At 64.8% G+C, this 21583-nt stretch carries 25 protein-coding genes and 1 pseudogene; 16 read left to right on the top strand and 10 right to left on the bottom strand.

The genetic code is table 11. The features are described 5' to 3' along the window. Window positions 1-237 precede the first annotated feature (237 nt). Complete coding sequence (locus ACFXHA_RS11165) at window positions 238-1755, bottom strand: methyltransferase (protein WP_379355424.1); 1518 nt, start codon at window positions 1753-1755, stop codon at window positions 238-240. Between the two features lie 202 nt (window positions 1756-1957). Between ACFXHA_RS11165 and ACFXHA_RS11160 the strand changes: the two genes are divergently transcribed. From ACFXHA_RS11160 to ACFXHA_RS11130, 7 genes are all read left to right on the top strand, one after another. Continuing rightward, on the top strand, window positions 1958-2296 hold the full coding sequence (locus ACFXHA_RS11160; protein WP_379355422.1) for a DUF485 domain-containing protein: 339 nt from the start codon (window positions 1958-1960) through the stop codon (window positions 2294-2296). Beyond that, complete coding sequence (locus tag ACFXHA_RS11155; protein WP_379355420.1) at window positions 2293-3903, top strand: cation acetate symporter; 1611 nt, start codon at window positions 2293-2295, stop codon at window positions 3901-3903. Before ACFXHA_RS11160 ends, ACFXHA_RS11155 begins: the two co-directional genes overlap by 4 nt. A gap of 163 nt (window positions 3904-4066) precedes the next feature. Further along, on the top strand, window positions 4067-4447 hold the full coding sequence (locus ACFXHA_RS11150; protein WP_379355418.1) for a hypothetical protein: 381 nt from the start codon (window positions 4067-4069) through the stop codon (window positions 4445-4447). A gap of 113 nt (window positions 4448-4560) precedes the next feature. Further along, window positions 4561-5235 carry a F0F1 ATP synthase subunit A gene (gene atpB / locus ACFXHA_RS11145; protein WP_379356619.1) on the top strand — a complete coding sequence of 225 codons (675 nt, stop codon included), beginning with the start codon at window positions 4561-4563 and terminating at the stop codon, window positions 5233-5235. 50 nt (window positions 5236-5285) lie between these two features. Next, window positions 5286-5543 (top strand): F0F1 ATP synthase subunit C, encoded by a 258-nt coding sequence (locus tag ACFXHA_RS11140; protein ID WP_040810042.1) that lies wholly within the window; start codon window positions 5286-5288, stop codon window positions 5541-5543. 8 nt (window positions 5544-5551) lie between these two features. Then, a complete protein-coding gene (locus tag ACFXHA_RS11135) occupies window positions 5552-6058 on the top strand; it encodes a F0F1 ATP synthase subunit B (RefSeq protein WP_379355416.1) in 507 nt (168 codons plus the stop codon). Further along, complete coding sequence (locus tag ACFXHA_RS11130) at window positions 6055-6627, top strand: hypothetical protein (protein WP_379355415.1); 573 nt, start codon at window positions 6055-6057, stop codon at window positions 6625-6627. The genes ACFXHA_RS11135 and ACFXHA_RS11130 overlap by 4 nt, the downstream gene beginning before the upstream one ends. A gap of 139 nt (window positions 6628-6766) precedes the next feature. Here the strand turns inward: ACFXHA_RS11130 and ACFXHA_RS11125 are convergent, their stop codons facing one another. Together ACFXHA_RS11125 and ACFXHA_RS11120 are read right to left on the bottom strand one after the other, a co-directional pair. Next, window positions 6767-7510 (bottom strand): VOC family protein, encoded by a 744-nt coding sequence (locus tag ACFXHA_RS11125; RefSeq protein ID WP_379355413.1) that lies wholly within the window; start codon window positions 7508-7510, stop codon window positions 6767-6769. After that, window positions 7507-8433: a GlxA family transcriptional regulator gene (locus tag ACFXHA_RS11120; protein ID WP_379356617.1), complete on the bottom strand. Its 927-nt coding sequence runs from the start codon at window positions 8431-8433 to the stop codon at window positions 7507-7509. The genes ACFXHA_RS11125 and ACFXHA_RS11120 overlap by 4 nt, the downstream gene beginning before the upstream one ends. Window positions 8434-8842: 409 nt before the next feature. Between ACFXHA_RS11120 and ACFXHA_RS11115 the strand changes: the two genes are divergently transcribed. After that, window positions 8843-10087, top strand: a complete 1245-nt coding sequence (locus ACFXHA_RS11115) for an MFS transporter (RefSeq protein WP_379356615.1) — start codon at window positions 8843-8845, stop codon at window positions 10085-10087. Here the strand turns inward: ACFXHA_RS11115 and ACFXHA_RS11110 are convergent. After that, on the bottom strand, window positions 10084-10437 hold the full coding sequence (locus ACFXHA_RS11110) for a DUF3099 domain-containing protein (protein WP_379356613.1): 354 nt from the start codon (window positions 10435-10437) through the stop codon (window positions 10084-10086). The genes ACFXHA_RS11115 and ACFXHA_RS11110 overlap by 4 nt on opposite strands. Window positions 10438-10611: 174 nt before the next feature. Between ACFXHA_RS11110 and ACFXHA_RS11105 the strand changes: the two genes are divergently transcribed. Beyond that, entirely contained in the window at window positions 10612-10845 is a 234-nt protein-coding gene (locus ACFXHA_RS11105) for a DUF3039 domain-containing protein (protein WP_379355411.1), read from the top strand. A gap of 203 nt (window positions 10846-11048) precedes the next feature. Here the strand turns inward: ACFXHA_RS11105 and ACFXHA_RS11100 are convergent, their stop codons facing one another. Next, window positions 11049-11321, bottom strand: a complete 273-nt coding sequence (locus ACFXHA_RS11100; RefSeq protein WP_379355409.1) for a hypothetical protein — start codon at window positions 11319-11321, stop codon at window positions 11049-11051. Window positions 11322-11457: 136 nt separating this feature from the next. Between ACFXHA_RS11100 and ACFXHA_RS11095 the strand changes: the two genes are divergently transcribed. Beyond that, window positions 11458-12228, top strand: a complete 771-nt coding sequence (locus ACFXHA_RS11095; protein WP_379355407.1) for an SDR family NAD(P)-dependent oxidoreductase — start codon at window positions 11458-11460, stop codon at window positions 12226-12228. Between the two features lie 52 nt (window positions 12229-12280). Here ACFXHA_RS11095 and ACFXHA_RS11090 read toward each other — a convergent pair whose 3' ends face one another. The 4 genes and pseudogenes from ACFXHA_RS11090 to ACFXHA_RS11075 all read right to left on the bottom strand — a co-directional run bounded on the left by ACFXHA_RS11090 (window position 12281) and on the right by ACFXHA_RS11075 (window position 14534). Next, window positions 12281-12406 (bottom strand): hypothetical protein, encoded by a 126-nt coding sequence (locus ACFXHA_RS11090; RefSeq protein ID WP_379355405.1) that lies wholly within the window; start codon window positions 12404-12406, stop codon window positions 12281-12283. Window positions 12407-12453: 47 nt separating this feature from the next. Further along, window positions 12454-12786: pseudogene (locus ACFXHA_RS11085) on the bottom strand (tyrosine-type recombinase/integrase); the annotation flags it as partial. Further along, entirely contained in the window at window positions 12704-13192 is a 489-nt protein-coding gene (locus ACFXHA_RS11080; RefSeq protein ID WP_379355403.1) for a hypothetical protein, read from the bottom strand. The gene ACFXHA_RS11080 and the pseudogene ACFXHA_RS11085, both read right to left, overlap by 83 nt. A gap of 460 nt (window positions 13193-13652) precedes the next feature. Next, on the bottom strand, window positions 13653-14534 hold the full coding sequence (locus ACFXHA_RS11075) for an SDR family oxidoreductase (RefSeq protein WP_379355401.1): 882 nt from the start codon (window positions 14532-14534) through the stop codon (window positions 13653-13655). A 153-nt stretch (window positions 14535-14687) separates the two neighbouring features. Here ACFXHA_RS11075 and ACFXHA_RS11070 point away from each other — a divergent pair, with 153 nt between their 5' ends. After that, window positions 14688-15275 carry a TetR/AcrR family transcriptional regulator gene (locus tag ACFXHA_RS11070; RefSeq protein ID WP_379355399.1) on the top strand — a complete coding sequence of 196 codons (588 nt, stop codon included), beginning with the start codon at window positions 14688-14690 and terminating at the stop codon, window positions 15273-15275. A 220-nt stretch (window positions 15276-15495) separates the two neighbouring features. On the opposite strand, the gene ACFXHA_RS11065 is transcribed toward ACFXHA_RS11070, so the two are convergent. Next, the gene (locus tag ACFXHA_RS11065; protein WP_379355397.1) at window positions 15496-16932 is read right to left on the bottom strand and encodes a serine/threonine-protein kinase; all 1437 of its coding nucleotides are present in this window, start codon (window positions 16930-16932) and stop codon (window positions 15496-15498) included. A 954-nt stretch (window positions 16933-17886) separates the two neighbouring features. Here ACFXHA_RS11065 and ACFXHA_RS11060 point away from each other — a divergent pair. The 5 genes from ACFXHA_RS11060 (at window position 17887) to ACFXHA_RS11040 (ending at window position 21551) form a co-directional block, all read left to right on the top strand. Then, window positions 17887-18513 (top strand): DUF6199 family natural product biosynthesis protein, encoded by a 627-nt coding sequence (locus tag ACFXHA_RS11060; protein WP_379355395.1) that lies wholly within the window; start codon window positions 17887-17889, stop codon window positions 18511-18513. Between the two features lie 150 nt (window positions 18514-18663). Next, on the top strand, window positions 18664-18981 hold the full coding sequence (locus ACFXHA_RS11055) for a hypothetical protein (RefSeq protein ID WP_379355393.1): 318 nt from the start codon (window positions 18664-18666) through the stop codon (window positions 18979-18981). 123 nt (window positions 18982-19104) lie between these two features. Beyond that, complete coding sequence (locus ACFXHA_RS11050; protein WP_379355392.1) at window positions 19105-19431, top strand: hypothetical protein; 327 nt, start codon at window positions 19105-19107, stop codon at window positions 19429-19431. A 408-nt stretch (window positions 19432-19839) separates the two neighbouring features. Then, window positions 19840-20208, top strand: coding sequence for a VOC family protein (locus ACFXHA_RS11045; RefSeq protein ID WP_379355390.1), 369 nt, complete (start codon window positions 19840-19842; stop codon window positions 20206-20208). 446 nt (window positions 20209-20654) lie between these two features. Further along, on the top strand, window positions 20655-21551 hold the full coding sequence (locus ACFXHA_RS11040; RefSeq protein WP_379355388.1) for a sterol desaturase family protein: 897 nt from the start codon (window positions 20655-20657) through the stop codon (window positions 21549-21551). The last annotated feature ends 32 nt before the right edge of the window (window positions 21552-21583 follow it).

Raw genomic sequence — 21583 nt, 5'->3', positions numbered from 1 at the left:
ACGGGTCTCGGTGTCCGGGTGGTTGCCACCGTCGGAGTCGAACTTGCCGACGTACCAATCGATTACGTGTCATTCGTCGGTGAATGGGCCTCGCCCGGACGCCTTCCTTCGAGCACGAATCAGAACGAACGGCCCGGTCCGGGCATTCCCGGGCCGGGCCACATCGATACTCGGGCGACACGTGATCGTGACGGACCTCACCGCCGGTCAGCGCCGGATTTCCAGTGAAATCCCGACTCAGCGCGGATGAATGAGGCCGTGGCGGACCAGCCCGGCCACCACGCCGATCACGGCGCTCTCGAATTCCGGGGTGGCGGCCTCGCCGCTCTCGCCGAAGGACAGCAGCTCCACCAGCTCCCGCAGCGGCAGACCGTCGGGACGCATGCCGGCCAGCAGCGCGGCGGTGGTGTCGTCGACCTCGTGCTGCCAGCGTGGACCGTCGCCGCGGTGCAGCCGGACCACCCGCTGCGCCCAGCCCTCCTCACCGGGGAGATAGACGCGCTCGAGGGCGGTGGCCGGATCGACCTCGTAGCGGGCGTCGAGCAGGAGGTCCGGGTCGGCGGCCGCAGCGCGCAGCCAGGCCGACCGTTCGAAGTAGGCGAGCGCCTCGGGGCCCAGCGGGTCGTCGAAGCCGTGGGTGAGGTCCTCGGCGAGCAGTTCGGTCGGGCCGTCGATGGCGCGCAGATAAACGAATCCGAATCCGATTCCCTCCACCCCGGATTCGGCGAAGGCGTCCAGCCAGCGTTCGGCGCGCGCCTGGGCCGCCCCTTCGCGCGGGTCGAGTCCGGCGTCGCGCAGCCAGGTTCCGACATAGAGGGCGGGATCGGCGATGTCGCGCTGCACGATCCAGGCGTCGATGCCGTGGTCGGGCAGCCAGCTCGCGACGCGGGCACGCCAGTCCTCACCCTCGAGGTGCACCCAGGAGGCCAGCAGCGCGGCGGTGCCGCCCGGGTTCAACAGCTCCGGAATGCCGGAGATGACGAGTTCGCTCGCGCCGTCGAGGGCCAGCCCGGAGTCCCGGTAGGTGTGCTCCACGCGGGCCGGGCCGACGACGAACGGGGGATTGGCCACGATCTGGTCGAAGCGGCGGCCCGCGACCGGTTCGAACCAGGAGCCTTCCAGCAGTTCGATATCCAGCTCGTTGAGCGCCGCGCTGGCCTCGGCCAGCCAGATCGCGCGCTGATTGAGATCGGTGCCGGTGACCTGGCTGCCATAGGACGCGGCGTGCACGGCTTGCACGCCGCAGCCGGTGCCGAGGTCCAGCACGGTGCCGGTCTTGGCGGTCGGGGTGGCGCGCAGCAGTGACAGTGACGCCTGGCCGACGCCGAGCACGTGATCGGTGTCGAGGGCGCGCCGCCGCATGGAGTCGTCGAGGTCCGAGAGCACCCAGCGGGTGCCCTCGCCGAGATCGAGGGGCCGCAGGTCCAGCGCCGCACGGATCTCGTTGCCGTCGTGTTCCAGCAGGCCCGCGGCGACGGCGCGGTCGATGCGCACCGGCGAGAGGGCCGCTGCCGCTTCGGCTTCGGTGACGGGATCGCCGAGCAGCAGCAGGCGCACCAGGGTGCCGAGTTCGCCGAGCGTGGCGGCGGCGCGGCGGACGGGGACGGGTTCGCCGCGGCCGAGGGCGGCGTGGGCGTCGTCGCCCAGTGCCTCGAGGAGGGTGTCCGCGTCGTAGCGGACGCGGGTCAGCGCCGCGCGTAGGTCGGGCGCGAGGTCGGCGAGCAGGGACGAGGTGGTCGTCTGGTTCGTCGGCATAACTGCGAACTCTGCCACCGCAACCGATGGGCATCCGCCGGCGGGCCCGGTTCAGGGAAGGCAACCGGTTGGTAGCTGGCCCCCCGAACCCATGAATTTCAGCTCACTTATCCATGAATTTGCGATCTCACCTGCGGTTATTCGCCCCGCTCGCAACGATATTCGTTGCTAGTGTGACCTGGATCACCAGGAGGTATCGCAGTTGACAACTGAAACCCAAACCGGTGGACCGTCTCCCGATTGGTCCGAGGTTTACGACAGTCCCGAGTTCCAGCGTCTGCGTTCGCGCTTCCGGCGCTTCGTGTTCCCCATGACCGCGCTGTTCCTGGCCTGGTACGCGCTGTATGTACTGCTGGCCGACTACGCGCACGGCTTCATGTCGCACAAGGTGGGCGGGAACATCACCGTAGGCCTCATCTTCGGCCTGCTGCAGTTCCTTTCGACCTTCGTCATCACCGGCCTCTATGTCTGGTACGCCGATCGCAAGCTCGATCCGGCCGCCGAGGCGATCCGCGCCGAACTGGAAGGAGAGCAGCAGTGAGCCTCTATCTGGCAGCGGGAGTCGAGGGCAGTCGCCCCGGACTCAACATCACCATCTTCGCGATCTTCGTCGTCATCACCCTGGGCATCGTGGTGTGGGCCAGCCGCGACAACCGCACGGCCGCCGACTATTACGCCGCCGGACGCGCCTTCTCCGGACCGCAGAACGGCATCGCCATCTCCGGCGACTATCTCTCCGCGGCCAGCTTCCTGGGCATCGCCGGGGCGATCGCGGTGTACGGCTACGACGGCTTCCTCTATTCCATCGGATTCCTGGTGGCCTGGCTGGTGGCCTTGCTGCTGGTCGCCGAATTGCTGCGCAACACCGGCAAATTCACCCTCGGTGACGTGCTGGCCTTCCGCATGCGGCAGCGGCCGGTGCGGGCGGCGGCGGCCACCTCCACGCTGGCGGTGAGTCTGTTCTATCTGCTGGCCCAGATGGCGGGCGCGGGCGTGCTGATCTCGCTGCTGCTGGGCGTATCCAGTTCGGCGGGACAGAATCTCGTGATCGCCGTGGTCGGCGCGATCATGATCGTCTACGTGCTCGTCGGCGGCATGAAGGGCACCACCTGGGTACAGATCGTCAAGGCGGTGCTGCTGATCGCGGCGGCCGCGGCCATGACGGTGTGGGTGCTGGGGCGCTACGACTTCAACCTGTCGAACGTGTTCGCCGATGCGGTGAACCATGGCGGCAAGACCGGCGCGAAGCTGCTCGAGCCCGGCTTCAAGTACGGCAAGAACGGCACCAGCAAGCTCGACTTCCTGTCCCTCGCACTGGCTCTCGTGCTGGGCACGGCCGGGCTGCCGCACGTGCTGATGCGGTTCTACACCGTGCCGAGCGCGAAGGAGGCGCGCCGGTCGGTGGTGTGGGCGATCGGGCTGATCGGCGTCTTCTATCTCTTCACACTCGTGCTCGGCTATGGCGCGGCGGCGCTGGTCGGGCCGGAGAAGATTGCCAAGGCGCCGGGTAAGGAGAACGCGGCCGCGCCGCTGCTGGCCCTGGAGCTGGGCGGGCCGGTGCTGCTGGGATTCGTTGCGGCCGTGGCGTTCGCGACGATTCTGGCGGTGGTCGCCGGGCTGACCATCACCGCGTCGGCGTCCTTCGCGCACGACGTGTACGCCAATGTCTTCAAGCGCGGGCAGGCGGACGGCAAGGGTGAGGTGCGGGTCGCGCGGATCACCGCGGTGGTGATCGGGGCGGTGGCGATCGTGGGCGGCATTCTGGCAAAGAATCAGAATGTGGCGTTCCTGGTGGCGCTGGCGTTCGCGGTGGCGGCCTCAGCAAACCTACCGACCATTCTGTATTCGCTGTTCTGGCGGCGCTTCAACACCGCGGGCGCGCTGTGGAGCATCTACGGCGGACTGGCGGTCACCATCGTGTTGATCGTGTTCTCCCCGGCGGTCTCCGGGGCGCCCACCGCCATGATCAAATCCCATGACTTCCACTGGTTCCCGCTCTCGAACCCCGGACTCGTGTCCATCCCGGTTTCGTTCGCTCTGGGCTGGCTGGGAACGATCTTGTCGAAGGAACGCGACGATTCCAAGTTTGCGGAGATGCAGGTGCGGTCGCTGACCGGCGCCGGAGCGGAAAAGGCTGTGCAACAGTAAAGTCCGATTAAAATGGCGAAAAGTTAGCTGAAAGGCGTTTCAGAATTTCAAGATCAAAATTTTGAAGATCAAAAATACTGGCCCGCAACAAGGTTGGGCTGTGTATGCTATTGATCATGCACAGCCCCACTACGAGGTGGGATGACGGCGAGGTGGTGTCGTATTGGACGTCAGTAAGCTTCGTATGCGCAGAGCGACCGCTATTGCAATCGCTTTCGCCATACTGGCATTGATGGTCACGGGTGCGTTGGATCGATTGTTGCTGGGTGTTTTCATTGCCGGCGGCCTGACGCTCGGATGGGTTAATGCCCGGCTCACGTGGATGTCGATTGTGCGCATCACCGATGCGGAAACACCCAGCAAACAAAAGCTGGCACTGTCCTCCGCATCACGCCTGCTCATTCTGACCGCATTGGCGATTGTGGTGGCCTTCCTGACTCGGCCCTACGGTGTCGGAATCTTCTTCGGGCTGGCCCTCTTTCAATTGATCCTCGTTCTGCATACCGTTCTGCCCGAGGTGAAAGGGCTTCGACAGCAATCATGAGCATCCCTGTTGCTTCCCTTGTCCATCTGTCGGCGCCGATACTGCTCGCCGAGGATGCGCCGGGAGAGTCCAAGATTCACGTCGGCGACCACGCCGAGGCGCACCTGTGGGGCATGACCTTCAACGTGGACACCATCGTGTCCACCGGGGTGGCCGCACTGATCGTGCTGAGCCTGGCCTTCTACCTGCGGGCCAAGATCACCTCCGGGGTGCCCAACGGCGTGCAGTTGTTCTTCGAGGCCATCACGGTCCAGATGCGCAATCAGGTGGAGACAGCGATCGGCATGAAGATCGCGCCGTTCGTACTGCCGCTGGCGGTCACGCTCTTCACGTTCATCCTGTTGTCGAACTGGTTGTCGGTCTTGCCGCTTCAGTACGGTTCGGGCGAATTGATCGCGCCGCCGGCGTCCGACTTCAACTTCACGCTCTCGCTGGCGCTGTTCGTGTTCCTCTTCTATCACGCAGCCGGTGCCTACCGGCGCGGGCCGGGCGGGCACGTGAAGGCGTTGCTCAAGGGTCACACCGGTTGGGGCCCCATGGTTTTGATCAATGTGGTCGAGGAAATCGCCAAACCGCTGTCGCTCTCACTGCGACTCTTCGGCAACATGTTCGCGGGCGGCGTCATGGTTTCGGTGATCACGTTGTTCCCCTTCTGGATCAGCTGGGGGCCGAATGCCATCTGGAAGGTCTTCGATCTTTTCGTCGGAGCCATTCAGGCATTCATCTTCGCCCTGCTGACCATCCTGTACTTCAGCCAGTCGATGTCGCTGGAGAGTGAACACCACTGAGCGACTTCAGTCGTTCAGCGCAACAACCCTTTGTAATAAGGAAGTGAAAAATGGCTGACCCAGCAACCGCGAGTATCGTCCAGGGCGCTCTTATCGGCGGCGGCATCATTCTGGCGGGCGGTGCCATCGGCGCGGGTATCGGTGACGGTTTGGCCGGCGCCGCGTTGATCAACGGCGTCACCCGGCAGCCGGAGGCCGAAGGCCGCCTGCGCGTGAACTTCTTCCTGACCGTCGGTCTGGTCGAAGCGGCGTACTTCATCAATCTAGCGTTCATGGCCCTGTTCGTATTCGCTACTCCCGGTAAGTAGACGGCATCATGTCTCCCAGAACGGATGTGGAGGCCGCGGGGAACTTCCTGGTTCCCAACGGCACCTTCTTCGTCGAGTTATTGATCTTCCTGATCGTGCTCGCGGTCATCTGGTTCATCGTTGTTCCGCCCATCCGAAAAGTGTTGGCGGAGCGGGAGGCACGCGTCGAGGTCACGACGGCCACCGCCAAGGAGGCGAGCGAAACGTTCGCCGAAGCCGAGGCGCGCTACGAATCAGCACTCGAGAAGGCCCGCATCGAAGCGGCCGACATCCGTAACCAGGCGCGGGCGCAGGGGCGGGCCATTCTCGAGGAGATGCGTGGCGAAGCGCAGAAAGAGGCCGACCAGATCGTGGCCGAGTCCACGGCGCACCTACGCGCCGAGGCCGACCAGGTGGCCGCCGAACTACGCGAATCCGTCGAACCACTCGCACAGAACCTGGCCGGCCGGGTTCTCGGCGGGAACGATCGTGCCCGGACCAGTGCGGGCCAGCAGAGAGGACGGGGGTCGGAATGATCCTCAACCATGCCCTCCTCGCCGAGGGTATCTACAACATCAGGTTCGACTGGCCCGTCTTCTTCAGTCAGCTATTCGGTTTCGCGGTGATCGTATGGTTCTTCGCGAAGTACGTGGTGCCGCCGATGAAGCGCATCATGAACGACGCGCAGAACAAGATTCGCCGGCAGCTCGAGGAAAGCGATGCGGCAGCGGACCGCCTCGCCACCGCCAAGGCCGCCTACGACAATGCGGTGGCCGAGGCCCAGGCCGAACTCGAGCGCATGCGCGAGGAGGCCCGGATCGATGCCGATCGCATCATCGCCCAGATGCGTGAGGTCGCCGCGACCGAGGTGGAGCGGGTCCGCAAACAGGGCCGCGATCAGATCCTGCAGTACCGCAGGCAGATGATTCGCGACCTGGAGGTAGACCTGGCCGCCGCCATGCTGGCGCTCACCGAGGAGAAGGTGCGCGAACAGCTCGGCTCCCCGCAACAGCGGGCGGACAGTATCGACAGGTTCCTGGAGGACTTGGAGGCACTGGCCAATTCCGGCGAGGCGCGGCGGGAGCCGCAATCCGAACGGAAATAGGGAGTACCAACTCTCGGGACTCTCAGGGGTTCCCCCTGAAACCCCGAAACGGGTCTGGTGGGGTTCTCTGTGACCCCGAATACGCTGAAACCCCGGATACTGTCCGGGGTTTCAGCGTGTCCGGGGTGGGTGCGGCTGGTCAGGCCGGTTTGCGGCTGGTCAGGCAGTAGGGCTGCCCAGCGGGGTCGGCCATGACGATCCAGTGCTTGCCGCGGTCGGTGCGGTGCGCGCCGAGGGATTCGTGCCAGGCGGCCGTGGCGTCGATATCGGTGCACGCGAGGTCGGGATGTGCTGCGGTGGGCCGGTTTTCGCCGAGGCGCTGCAGCAGGAAGTCGATGGGTAGATCGGGGCGGGCGGACAGGCGGGAGAATTCCGGGAAGGTGCTCGGTCGCCACGCCCAGCCGGTCAGGTCGGTCCAGAAGCGGGATTCGATGTCGTAGTCGCTGTCACCGATGTCCAGGCAGATCTGATCCAGGCGGCTGCGGTCGCCCGCCGGGCCCGTGACCGTCGGGGTGAGGTCGCCCGCCGAGTCGTGGAAGGGCGTGAAGCAGAACGGCATTCCGGCGGGGGAGCGGAGCACCGCGTAGCCGATGCGCGAGGTCAGGATGTAATCCGCGGCCAGGGTGGCTCCGAGACCGATGGCGTGGTCGGTGGCCGCCGAGACATCGTCGACATCCAGGTCCAGATGGATGCGCGCCGGACCGTCGATGGACTGCATCTTGATCGTGGCCGCCCCGGATTCCGGGAGCAGCGTGAGGAATTCGTCGCGCTCACCGCGGCGCGGGGACAGCGTGGTGCCGGTGACGGCGGTCCAGAATTCGGTGGCGGCGTCGAAATGTGCGGCGGGCCGGTCCAGGAAGGCCCACACCCAGCGAATCATCATGCTGTCTCCAGGGTTTCGCGCTTACGGAAGGTCTTGCGGTAGGCCAGCGGGGGCACGCCCAGTTCCAGGCGCATGTGGTGGCGCAGCGACGCGGCGGTGCCCATGCCGGCGCTGCGCGCCACCTCGTCGATCGGCAGATCGGTGGTCTCGAGCAGATGCCGGGCGTGCCGCACCCGCTGCTGCAGAATCCACGCGCCGGGCGCCATCCCGGTCTCGGCCTTGAACCGGCGGGTGAAGGTCCGCACGCTCATATGAGCATGCGCGGCAAGGGAGTTCAGGTCCAGCTCCCGATCCAGATGCGCCAGCGCCCAACGGCGGGTCGGTGCCGTGCCGTCGCTACCCGATTCGGGTACCTGCCGTTCGATGAACTGCGACTGCCCGCCTTCGCGCCACGGCGGGACCACGCAGTAGCGAGCCGCCCGGTTGGCGACGGCACTGCCGTGATCGGTACGGATCAGGTGCAGGCACAGGTCGATGCCCGCGGCCAATCCCGCTGAGGTCCAGACGTTTCCGTCTTGCACGAACAGCAGGTTCTCATCCAGTAGCACCTCGGGATAGAGGGCTCGGAACCGGTCGGCGAAGTGCCAGTGCGTGGTAGCGCGTCGTCCGTCCAGGATGCCCGCCGCGCCCAGCACGAACGCGCCGGTGCAGATGGACACGATGCGGGCATCCGGCCGGATGGTGGCCAGCGCCGCGGCGACTGCGGGCGGCAGCCTGCCTTCCTGACGTGGTTCGTGGATACGGGTGCCCGGCACGATCACCGTATCGGCGCGCGCCAGCAGTTCCGGACCGAATTCCGGGATGACGGTGTATCCGGCCGTGGCCTGGACGCCGCCGGTGTCGATGCCGCAGGTGTGCACCTCGTAGAGCGGATTGCCGTTGTCGTCGGTGGCCTCGCCGAGCACCAGGGGCGGGATCGACATATCGAAGCCGACGGTCGGTGCCAGGACGAGGACGGCCACGAGATGAGGTGGCGGCACGATTACTCCTCTCGCAATGGCTGAATCTTGACGCATTGTGTCATTCAGGCCACTCGCAGCGAAAGGGCTTTTCGGTCACGCTCATCCGGTGAGCGAACTGAAGGACGATCTCGACCGGGAATCGACCACCGGCACAAGCCCGTTGGCCTCCGGCATCGACAGGGCCGCGGATAGTGCCGGGTCCGGCGATTCGCGCGAGATAGGTGTGGACTCCACCGCAGCGTCGGAGCCCGGCACGGCCGGTTCGCTGCCGGAAGCGCGCACCGGCGCGGAAGCCTTCTCGACGGGATCGAACGGCAGCCGGGCGGAAGCGGCGGGTGTCGCCGCACAGTCGCCTGCACGGAGCCGTGGGCTGCATCCGGCCTGGATCGTGGCGGCGGTGAGTTTCGTCGCGCTCATCGGTGCGGCCGGGTTCCGGTCGGTGCCCGGCGTGCTGATGGATCCGCTGCACAACGAGTTCGGCTGGTCGCACGGCACCATCGGCCTCGCGGTGTCGGTGAATGTGGTGCTGTACGGCCTGATCTCGCCGTTCGCGGCGGCGCTGATGGATCGGTTCGGACTGCGCCGGATTGTGGCGTGCGCACTGGTGCTCATCGCGGCGGGCAGCGGATTGACGCTGTTCATGACCCAGGCATGGCAGCTCATCCTCACCTGGGGTGTGCTCGTCGGGGTCGGTGTGGGCTCGATGTCGATGTCGTTCGTGGCCACCATCACCGGCCGCTGGTTCGTGACGAACCGCGGATTGGTCACGGGCGTGCTCACCGCCGCGGGCGCGGCCGGGCAGTTGGTGTTCCTGCCGCTCATCGCGAGTCTCGCGCGCGATCACGGTTGGCGCACACCGTCTCTGGTGGTGTCGGTGCTGGCGCTCGCCGTCGTGCCGCTGGTGCTGCTGTTCCTGCGTGACTTCCCCAGTGATGTCGGCGTTCGCGCCTACGGTGCCGAGCCCGGCAGTCAGGTCGGGGTGCGCAGCTCGGCCCCGGGTGGCGCGTCCCGCGCCGTGACGGTCCTGGCCAGGATTGTCCGTAAGCCCGCATTCTGGCTGCTGGCAGGTGGTTTCGCCATCTGCGGAGCTTCCACCAACGGATTGATCGGCACCCATTTCGTGAGCGCCGCCCACGATCACGGCATGCCCGCCACGACGGCGGCCGGATTGCTGGCTACCGTCGGCCTTTTCGACGTCATGGGCACCATCGCCTCGGGTTGGCTGACCGACCGCTACGACTCCCGCTACCTGCTGATCATCTACTACACGCTGCGCGGCACGTCGCTGTTGTGGCTGCCCATCCTGCTCGGCCCGGACGTGCACCTCACCACGTGGGCGTTCATCGTCTTCTACGGCCTGGACTGGATCGCCACCGTCCCGCCGACCGTCGCCCTGTGCCGAGAGAACTTCGGCGAGGACGGACCGGTCGCCTTCGGCTGGGTCTTCGCGTCGCACCAGATCGGTGCGGCGGTGGCGGCCTTCGGCGCGGGCGTGATCCGCGATGCGCAGGGCAGCTACACGATGGCGTGGTTCATCGCCGGCGGGTTGTGCGGACTGGCCGCGCTGTTCTCGGCCGGGATCCGGCCGCTGAAGGTCGTCCCCGCGGCGATCTAGCCGTCGATGGCCTTGTGCGGCTGGGAGTCGAGGGCCTTCTGATCGCGTCGCCCGTCCCAGCGGCTGGGCTCTTCCTTGGTGCGCGGCGGCCGATCGTTGGCGCCGAGCACCGCGATCCACGGCAGCGGAATCGAGACGCCGATGATCAGCAGCGAGATCCACCAGCTGTGCCACAGGCCATAGGCGATGGCAGCGCCGATCAGGCACGGGATGCGGAACGACATGATCATGATGTAGCGCCGCACCCGATCGCGATGCTGCTGCTCGAGCGAGGTCGCGGCCTCGGTGATCAGCGCCGGATGCGCTTTCTGCTCGCCGGGGAAGTACCCCTCGGAGGGGCGCGGCGGCATGGGTATCGAACCGGCAGGATGGAATTCGACGTCGGGGCGATCCTCGCCGCTGGTGCCGTCGGCCTGGGAATCGCCGTCACGCTGCATACCCCGAGTCTTCCACTACAGCGCGTCGGATGCACATGCCTCCCCTCCGCCCCACACCCCTTACCCCACCCTGGCATCATGGATCGGGTGAGCACAGACACCCTGGTACGTCCGGAAGAGACCGTCGACGAGTCGACCGACAACGACAGTCCCAAGGTCTTCCACTACGTCAAGAAGAACAAGATCGCCGAATCCGCCGTCATGGGCACCCACGTGGTAGCTCTCTGCGGCGAGGTCTTCCCCGTCACCAAGTCCGCCAAGCCCGGCTCCCCGGTCTGCCCGGACTGCAAGCGGATCTACGAAATGATGAAGAAGGACTAGCCAGTACCAGGCATTTCGGCCGCTCGGTGGGCGTTTTGTGGCTGTGAAGTGCCACTTTGGGTGCCACTTTGAGCTGGTTCGAGAGGGGTCCTCTACGGTCGAGTCCTTCTTCATCGGTGGGTGGATGACGAAGGACTGGCCGTTTTTTGCTGGTCAGGGGGTCTTTTACGGCCGCGTCAGGATGCCCGAGTGCCATTTTGATGTCACTTTGAATGGATTCGGCGGCTTGAGAGAGTTGGTGTTGCCAACAGTGATGCTCCCGAGCGCGCGGTCTGCCGTTCGGGCGGATCAGCGTGGGCTTCGTCGTAACGATAGGTCTCTTCGGGTGCGCCTGCGTAGAACACGTTCAGAACGGTCGATTCCTTCTTCATCATCGCCCGGATGAGGTTCGGTCGGCTGGCGGGAGGATCGTTGGCGCCATGCCGGCCGGGCAGGGTTGGTTTGTGACCGGCTGACCTTGGATCGGCACTGCTCATTGATCTTCCGGCTCGGCGCATTGGTCCGTTCGGTTAGCACGATCAGCGGCAATAGCGTGTATTCGCTTCCGACTACCTCGACGTCATGTCAGTGCTGTGCAAGCCAGACGCCAGCAGACGCGCAAATACTCGCCGCGTGCTCAATACAACCGTTAACGCGGCCACACACGACATGGAGGAGGGCAAGGTCGCTCTCGTCACTGGAGTTGGCCGCGCCATTGGCCTCGGATTCGCGGTTGCCCGTGAACTCGCTACTTGCGGCCACACCGTCATACTGACTGGACAAGACCTGAGCCGGACCCAGCACCTCGCCGACCGACTTGCCGCCGAAGGACTGTCCGTTTGCGCTGTGCGCCTGGACGTGACCGACCCTGCCACCATCGCCGAGTGTGTCGAGTTCGTCCGCACATCGTTTGGATATCTCGATGTGCTGGTCAACAACGCCGCGGGCGGGTTCGACATCGACCAGTCTCTACTGACGGCTGACATGGCTCGCGCTCATGTCGCGATGGACGTCAACTTTTTCGGGCCTTGGCACACCTGTGCTGCTTTCGCGTCCCTATTGCGGCAGTCCAGCCACGGCCGAATCGTCAACATATCCAGCGCTGCCGGGTCGCTCACGGATGGCTTGACCAGCCCTGAAATCGGTGACCTGATGCCGGGCTACTCGCTGTCGAAAAGTGCCCTCAATGCGCTGACTGTCAAGCTGGCCAACGCTTTTGCCGGTACAAGCGTGCTGGTCAACGCCGTGTGCCCCGGCGAGACGGCCACCCACCCGGAGACCGGCGACGAGCAGAACGCCCGCAGCCCCGAGGAAAGCGCGAAGGGCGTGGTCTGGGCGGCAACCCTCGGTTCGGACGGACCGACAGGAAGCTTCTTCCGCGACGGTGTCAGGCTGCCCTGGTAACCGGGCATCCGCCAACGCCATACGCTCATCGGCAATGCAGGATGTTGAGATGTCATGTGGCTGAGGCCATGAACGCTGCGAGGATGTTGTTGGGGTGGCGGTCGAGGTTGGTGCGGGCGCGGTCGTAGCGCATGGTGGTGCGGGGGTCGGCGTGGCGGCGGCGATCTGGACGTCGCACAGGTCGACTCCGGCGTCGAGCATGGTGGTGACGAAGGTGTGGCGCAGCATATGGGGATGCATGCGCGGTAACCGGACCACCGAAGCGGCCGCGAGGTGTCGGAGGCGGTGGGTGGCGCAGTGGCGGTCCATCCGTCTTCCTCGCCGGTTCAGCAGGATTGGCCCGCGTAGCCGGCCGTCGACGGCTCGGTCGATCGCCCGGCCGACCGCGGGCGGCAACGGAATCAACGCGATCTTCGATCCTTTGCCGAGGACGTGCAGGACGCGGTGGCCGTGTTCCTCGCCGAGATCGGTGACGTCACAGCGGCATGCCTCGCTGATGCGCAGGCCGAGGAGTCCGAGCAGCGACGAGTGCGAAGTCCGGTGGGTTGTCCGAGTCACGGGAGGCAACCAGCAGGGCTTCGAACTGTAGGTGTGAAAGTCCCAGTGTCGGAGACTCGTTCGACACGCGTGGTCGGCGAACATACTCGGCGGGTGAGTGGTCGAGCAGGCCGTCGATGACGCAGGTGCGGTAGAACCCTGCCACGACCGCCAGGCGGCGGGCGATGGTGGCGGGTTTGAAGTGGCGCGTCTCTCGCATCCACAGCGAGTAGTGCTCGACTTCTGTCCGCGTCACCGCCAGGGGCAACAGTTCCCGCTCGGTGCACCACGAAAAGTAGAGGCGGAGATCTGATCTCGTGTGGACTCGCGAGACGATGGAGAACCGTGCCAGGTAGGCGAGTGACGCCAGCCGTAGGACGAGATCATCACCCGCGAACGAGACGTCCAGCTCGGAGGAGGTACTCATTCCTCACGATTGCCCCGCCCAAGCGACTCACCAGAACAAGACACGAGGCCGCGGCACGGACCACTCTGAACCACGCCGAACGTCCTGCATTGCCGAATGCCGAGTGGCACAAAAAGCAGGACAAACCGGGCCAAACCCCTCCAGAATGTGCCACTCGGCGACGAAATATCGTCCGTTGCTGGCGATTACGATGCTGGTGTCGGCGGGGAGGGGTGGGGGTCGGCCGGATGCCGGAGCGTCCTAGTCTGCCGCTTACAAGGCCGTTCGGGCCGGCCGGAGCTGTGGTCGGTCCATGGACGCGTTCATCTGTGGCGACCCGGGTGGTTCGGGGCGGCCGCTCGTGAGGCTGAACGATCAACGGCCCGAAAGCATCTGGGCTCGGCCGATGAGTGGAACTGAAATCCTCGGTGGCGCAGCACATGTGGACGTGTTGGGTTGATGTGGGAGCGATCGGGTTCGGTCAGGTGAAGTAGTGGCCCTGATCGATGTCGTCGATCAGGCCGGGGTGGGTGGGTGACCAACCGAGGAGTTTGCGGGTGAAGGTGCTGGATGCGGGCATGTCGGTGCTGAGCAGGGGGAGCAGTATGCCTTCGTATTCCGTGGCGGGGAGGGATCGGGTCGGAATGTGTAGGTGGCGGCCGATGGCTTCGGCGATGTTGCGGGTGGGTATGCCTTCGTCGGCGACGGCGTGTAGGACCGCACCGGCCGGAGCGTGCTCGACGGCCAGCCGGTAGAGGCTTGCCGCGTCTTCGACGTGGACGGCGGGCCAGCGGTTGGTGCCGTCGCCGAGGTAGCCGGATACGCCGGTGGCTCGCGCCCGGGCGATCAACTGGGGGACGAAACCGTGGCGTTCGCCTTGCCCATGCACCGAGCGGGGCAGCATGACCAGGCAGGAGCGGATGCCTTTGTCCGAGGCTGCGAGCGCGGCCTGCATGTTGGTTATGCGGGCGGCGATGGGTCCAGTGGCGATCAGTTCGTCGTGTTCGGTCGCGGCCCGACCGGGTCTGACCATGGTTCCGCCGGAGATCACCAGGGGCTTGCCGGATCCGGCGAGGCTCTTGGTGAAGGTTGCGATGGCTTGGGCGTCGGTCCGGGTCGCGATCGGGCTCGTGCTGGGCACGACGAAGGCGAGATGGATGACGCCGTCGCAGTTCAGGGCACCGGCGCGTAAGACGTCGAGGTCGTCGAGGTCGCCGCGAATCACGTCGGCGCCCATGTCCGTAATGGCTTGCGCGGAGGCGTCCGAGCGGGCCAGCCCGAGAACCTGATGGCCCGCCTTGATGAGTTCGGGGACCGCGGCCGAGCCGATCCAGCCGGAGGCGCCGGTGACGAAGATGCGCATGGACTTTCTCCTTGGTTCGCTGAGCGGCGAGAGCGCGTGGTTCGCGCGCCGACTCAGAGACTGATGCGACTGAGTCGCATCGTGCTCGAACCAATGATGCGACTGAGTCGCGTCAACGTCAAGTGATGCGACGCAGTCGCCTATGCTGGCTGGGTGAGCAGATGGGCACCGGACGCGCGGGAGCGCCTCGAGGTCGCGGCGCTGGAGCTGTTCGTCGAAAACGGTTACGCGGAAACGACCGTCGCCCACATCGCCGAGCGTGCCGGCGTCAATCGCGCCACGTATTTCCGGCATTTCGCCGACAAGAGGGAGGTGCTGTTCGGCGGTGAAGACATACTGGCCGAACGTTTCGGTGCCGGTATCCGCAGTGCCGCACCGGGCGCGACACCGATCGAGTGCCTGCGCACCGCGTTCGCCGCGGCTGACGCCGTGATGACCGAACAGCAGCGAGCCAAGGTCGCCCAGCGCGTACTGGTGGTCGCGGCGAACACCGAAGTGCAGGAGCGGGGACTACTCAAACACGCCAGGATCGCCGGGACGATCAACGCCGCCCTGCGCGAGCGAGGCGCGGACGAATTGACCGCCCGCCTCGCGGCAGAAGTAGGTGTTCTCGCCTTCCGTGTCGCAGTCGAGCGCTGGATGAAGTCCACTGGCGGCGAATCGTTTTCCCATCACGCCGCATCGGCCTTGACCGACCTGCAAGCCCGCGCAACCACCTTCGACTCCAACCCTGCACCCTGAACCGAGTTCGGTCTCCCCGGAAACCGCACTGTCATGCCGCGACCCGCGCGATTCGAACGCGGGTCAGTGGTCCTGGTTGTTCGTCGCTGCTAAAGGAGGAGGGGAGCGGCTCGCGACTGATGCTTGGCCTGTCAACGGCCCGGAATGTCGGGATGTAGTGGGAACCGTAGTGCCATTTTGAGTGCCATTTTGCGGCCGGAATGGTGGGAATCCAGGGGTTTCAGCTGGAACGGGCGGGATGCGTTGGTATGGCGAAATGCCTGGTCGGAATATGTAGAACCCCCAAGATCGCCAGGTCAGTGGGCGGTTTTGGGGGTTCTACGAGATGATGAAGAAGGACTGAGCCAAGACCAGGCATTCCCGCCGTCCGGTAGGCGGTTTGTCCTTGAAAAGTGCCGCTCTGGGGTCCTTCGCAACTGGCATTGTCAAGCGGATACGCAATTTCTGTCGGCTTTGCCGACCCTGGCGCGTATTTGAAAATTCGCTTCGCCTCGTTGTCGGCAATGTACGCCTCCCCCGAGGGGCTCAGCGCGGTGCAGTCCGTAGATTGCACTGCCGCAAGCTCAATTGTCCGTTCGGGCCCGTACTGCGGCACAGGACTCGTCGCGGTCGATGACGTGGACCCGGCCGCGGTCAGCTTGACAGTAATGCCCACCGAGACTGCCACGACCAACGCAAGAACAGTTAGGCCGACTACCACCGCACCATTTCTCGGCCGTTTGGCGGACTGCGCGGGAATGGGGGTCGGCCACGCGGGTAGTCCGCTGTACTGCGCGGGCGCCGCCGGTTGAGGTGAATGGCCCGCAAGGACGGTCGGCTGATAGGCCTGGTTCAGCACCCTGGCCGCGTCTGCCGCCAGCGCACCGCAGTCGGGGTAACGATCCTCTGGGTCTTTCGCCATGGCGATCGCGATAACTGTATCGAGGCCTGGCGGGAGTCCGGGCTGACGGCGGCTCGGCTGTGGTGGTGGTTCGCTCAGGTGCGCCCCGATTACTGCGGCTTGGTCGGGGTATGGGAAAGGCGCGGTGCCCGTGAGCATTTCGTAGAGTGTGCAGCCCAGCGAGTAGACATCGGTGCGGGGGTCGACGGCCAGACCGCGGAATCGTTCGGGAGCCGTATAGCCAAAGCTGGCGACCAACGCGGACAGCGTTGCGGTGTCGTCCAAGGTTCGGGCAATCCCGAAGTCGGCTACCAGCGGCGTCTCGATTCCATCGACATATTCCACCAGGAGGTTGGCTGGTTTGATGTCCCGATGCAGCACCCCGTGACGATGGGCGAAGTCGATGCCTCGCGCTGCCCCGGTGATCAGATGCACCGCACGCGGTGCGGGTAGCCGGCCGCCTTGCGTGGCGATCAATCCAGCGACATCGCCACCGCCGATGTGCTGCATCACAATCCACAGCCGACTGTCTTCAGGCCCGCTGCGGTCGTAGACCGGGACGATATTGGGGTGCTGTAGGCTCGCCGCGAGCGCCGCCTCACGTTCGAAGCGTTGCCTGACTCCCGGGTCGGTGCCCAGCGATTCGTTGAGTACCTTGAGCGCGACCATCCGTCCCAGCCGTGGATGTCTGGCCAGATAGACCACACCCATTCCGCCTGCGCCGAGCACGCTTTCGATGGCGTATCCAGCGAATTCCGCCCCCACCTCAAGAACCACCCCGGTACCCCGATCTCTATGTGCAACAAGGCAACCCCGCCCAGAAGCTTGCCAGACTCGCAATATAGCGCAGCCAGGCCCGGCCGGATACACGGGCGAGGGGATTCTGTCCGGGCGCGAAATCGGCCAGACCTGCGCAAAGGCGCCCTGAAGCGGTGCCAGTTCGATTGCGGTGCAGGGCATTTGGATTCACAACGGATAGGATCCGGATATCCGAATGGGGCGGGTCCTTTCTGGCTCGTAACCCGGAGGTCGCAGGTCACGCGTCATCTTGGCTGCCGGTCGGAATCCCGGTGCCCGGCCGAAGGATCGATGCGACGGAACCGGTGGGATGTAGTGGGAATTCCAGTGCCATTTAGCGTGCCATTTTGCGGCCAGAACGGTGGGAATTCAGGGGTTTCGGTCGGAACGGGTGGGATGCGTTGGGATAATGAAATACCTGGTCAGAATAGGTAGAACCCTCAAGATTGCCCGGTCGCCGAACGGTCTTGGGGGTTCTACGAAATGATGAAAAAGGACTTAGCCAGTGCATTCGATGCGGCGCCAGTTTCGGTCTTCCTCTACCGCAAGCTCGCCCTGTCCATCTTGGAACGCGCATCACCTTCTGCCGGACCAGCTCACGAAGAGGCTTGTCGCGCAGGGACCATCCCCTCGGCAACGAAGACTGCATCGGTAGTGGACTTCAACCGATCGCGCGGGTGCCACTCCACCTACATCCCCGCAGCGTTCATCGCCTCGGGAACACCTGTCACCCCACAACAATAGTGGCGTAGCAGCGAATAGGTGTGGCCAAACAGATCCCCCCACAAGGGATCCCGCGCCCGTCGGGACCCCGATACAGCCGTATGGGTCGGATTCGGTACGTCCGTCGATTCCCGGCTTGGCAGCCGCTGGTGGCATGCTCGCGATCTTGACCATGTCCACGGGATGGAGACGATTGGGTAGCCTGCCCGCATGGGGTGGATTCTGGTCGCGCTCGGCGGCGTATCGATCGTCTTGTCACTGGCCATCAACCCGGCCGCATCCTGGCATGCCACCCAAGCTTGGAAATACCGCAACCCTGAGGCTGCCGAACCGAGCGATGCGGCGTACCTCGGTCAACGCCTCGGCGGTATCGTCGCCGGCATCGTTCTGATCATGGTCGGGTTCGCGGTGAACACGGCCACATCCGGGAACGCGCTGGGCCGCAGCAACTCCCGCCCCGCCGCGGAGAAAGTCATCCAACTGCTGGGCACCACCACATTCGGCAGCGTCGAACTCGCCATGAACGCAGATCCCCATCCGCCTCTCAAGGACTTTCAGGCCGACTTGCGCGACTACATCAGCAGCTACGCCAGCCAGGTGAGCCTGCACGACTACCCTGCCGCCCAACTCTCGATCTCCGACGACCATGCTCAGGGCGCCACTCACCTGTTCACCCTGGCGGCCGCTCGCGGCAAGCGCTACTGCCTCCGCGTCGACGAAACAGGCCCCGGCATCCCCCAGGTCGTCGCGTCGATCAAAGGTGTACCGCCGATGGTGTCCGGCTACCGGGTCCCGATCACCGCCACGCTCACCGATGGGGCATGCACCGCCAAGTGAGTCTGCCGCCGGGCCACCCCCGCAACCGGCGGCCTCGCGGATCTGGCATCGGTCGTACCCGGGTGAGCCTCGAGAACTGATTCGCGAATCTCGTTGTCCTCGCCCTACACTCACCCCCAAGATCACTTACAAAGGCCAGGGGGGCTGTTCATGCGATCGTTCGCGAAATTCCTTCTCATACTCGGTATTCCGGTGGCCGTGTTCGCGGCTTTTTTCTGGCACCAGGGCACCAGCACTACCGTCAGTTGCGGCAACAAGGTCATGCACGCCGGTGACGTCTGCCAGAGCATCCGCGGCGGCAAGTCCACCGAGTCGACCTACGAAGAGAAGATGACCGCGAAGGACAACGAACTGCCGGTCGCGCGTGCCATCACACTCGGCGCAGCCGGAGCCGCGCTGGCCGGCGTTCTACTGCTTCTCGTCATTCCCGCGCGGACCGACGAGAAGACCGCAGCGCCGCAGGGATGATCCGGCGCAGAATTGCCGCGCTGCGATATTCGACTCGCGCGATGGGCAGCCTCGATGGCATCCTCTGTGGCGAAATCCCCCAATCTGGTGCAGGGGATCCGAACTGAGAAGGGGGGACTCGTCATGTCCGACACGTCCGCATCGAAGTGGCGCTGGCTCTTCGGAGGGATCGTTGTCATCGGCATCGGTGTCGCATTACTGGTCTTCGGATACATGATCGGACATCAGGATCCGGTCTGCGCGGGATCGGCCATGAAAGCAGGCGACACCTGTTTGCAAGGCAATCACGCCAGCTCCGCTTCCGATATGCATGCGCAAAACAGTCACGGCAGCATCGTCTGGTACATCATCGGCGTCATCGTCATCCTTCTCGGCTTGATCGGACCAGCGGTCGCCGGATTGGAAGCACTCGAACAAAAGCAAAGCGACGATCAGCACCAGGCGGGCTGAGCGACGGGCACACACTATCTATAGAGGCACCTTTCACCCAGTCCGGATCTATCGTTCGGACACGATCAGCGGAGGCCGGGCTCCCCAGGCAACACTCCCGCAAGATTCATCGCGAAGGTGTCCCACTCCTGACTACTCATCCGCATCCCGTCACTCGCCAACTCGGTTGTTGGTCAGCATGATTGCACCCGCCGGCAGTTGAGGGTCCGGTCGGGGAATCTGACCGGAAATCTACCCATCCTGCCAAGGCGCAGAACGCACTACTTTGCCGCTGATCGCTGGGTTCGGGGTGCTTCGGTCGATCGGCCGTCGGAGGGGTATCGGGTGGTGTCGCGTTCTTACAATCGCGGGCGGCGCCGGCGTTGCAGACTGGGCGGACAGCAATGCTTTGCGGGAAGGAACAAAACCATGGCGGTTGCGACGCTGAAGATGGTCACCCTGGACAGCGCCGATGCGCGGCGAGACGCGGAGTTCTGGGCGGCCGCGCTCGGTTGGGAGATTGCCCACGTGCAGGACGAGTACGCGATGCTTACTGGTCCAGACCATGCGCTGGGGTTCGGCACGGTTCCGGATTATCAGCCACCTACCTGGCCGAACGAGAACGGAACCAAGCAGTTCCATCTCGATTTGGCGGTCGAAGACCTCGAGATGGCCAGTAAGCAACTGGTCGAGTTGGGCGCTACGGTGCCGGAGTTTCAACCGGGCGAAACCTGGCGGGTGCTGCTCGATCCGAGTGGCCACCCGTTCTGCCTCACCCTCGCTGCCAATTGGAGCTAGTTGACCGGTCTGGCCAAGTGCCACTTTTATGTCATCTCGGGGGGGATTCGGCGGCGCGGGGGATCCGGTGCCCCGGGAATTGTGGGCAGACAATCTGAAAACTGTGCAGTTCAGAGTTGCTAGCCTCGAGACCTCGTTCACCTGCCGTCAAAGGAGCCTCGAGTGTCCAAGGTCAACGCCAGAACCAAGTTCCGCGGAACACTAGCTGTCGCAGTGCTTCTCACCGGCTTGGCTGCTGCCAAGGGTGTCGCCCACGCCGCGCCGACCGCCCCGCAGCCCGTCGCCTCGACTGGCTCGTCCGACCAGGTGACAGGGTCGGCGCAAAGTGGGGTCGGGTCCTTGCTGTCCTTCCTCAACGGCATCTTCAGCGTTCCCACGGGTCATGGGGCCGGCATCCAATAGTCGAATTCCCAACCCTGTCAGATGAATTCGGACTAGGACTCACGGTGGATTTCAGTCGTATTCTCCTCTTCGCGATACCCGTGAACTTGCTGGCCATGATCGTCGAGTGGGTGGCCTGGCGGCGCAGCGCGGGCGGGGATCGGAAGCGTGGGTTCTATGCTCCGGATACCGCGAACAGCTTGGTAATCGGCCTGGTCAGCAGGGTAACCGTGCCATTGGAGAACCTGTTCGTCCCGTTCTCCTTCCTTCTGGTCACCGCCGCGCTGACCCCGTTCCACCTCCCCGTAGACCGCTGGTGGACCTGGGTGATCGGTGTGCTGGCCACCGACTTCTGCTACTACTGGGGCCACCGCGCCGAACACCGCGTCCGCATCCTCTGGACCGCGCACAGCGTGCACCATTCCAGTGAGCAGTTCAATATGTCGACGGCCGTGCGAATGCCGGCGCTGATGCCGTTCGCGACCTTCCTCTACAACGCGGCCTACATCCCCGCCGCCCTGATCGGTGTTCCCCCGCTGATCATCATGTCCGGGCTGGTGGTCACCTCGATGTTCCAGTGGCCCTTGCACACTCAACGCATCGGCTTCCTCCCCGAGCCCGTCGAATACGTCTTCAACTCCCCGTCTCATCACCGGGTCCATCACGGCGCCGACAATCCCTACCTGGACAAGAACTATGGCGGGATCCTGATCATCTGGGATCGCCTGTTCGGCACCTACGCCCACGAATCCGCGCCCGTCACTTACGGCCTCACGAAGAACATCAACACGTTCAACCCGATCAAAACCAACTTCCACGAATTGCTGGCCATGCTCATCGACATCGGTGAGGCCCGCGGCGCCCGACCCGTCCTGCGTGCCGTCTTCGGCCCGCCCGGCGCCTCGGCCGGGTTGTCCGCGGTCGGCGCGGAAGCGGGCGGCGATGAACGCCGCCGGCGCTGATCAAGCGAAGTGCCCCCTCCACATCGATTGGC

The sequence above is a fragment of the Nocardia sp. NPDC059240 genome (genome assembly GCF_042753865.1).
In the GTDB taxonomy this organism is placed as follows: domain Bacteria; phylum Actinomycetota; class Actinomycetes; order Mycobacteriales; family Mycobacteriaceae; genus Nocardia.
This window is presented reverse-complemented; position numbering and strand designations above follow the sequence as displayed.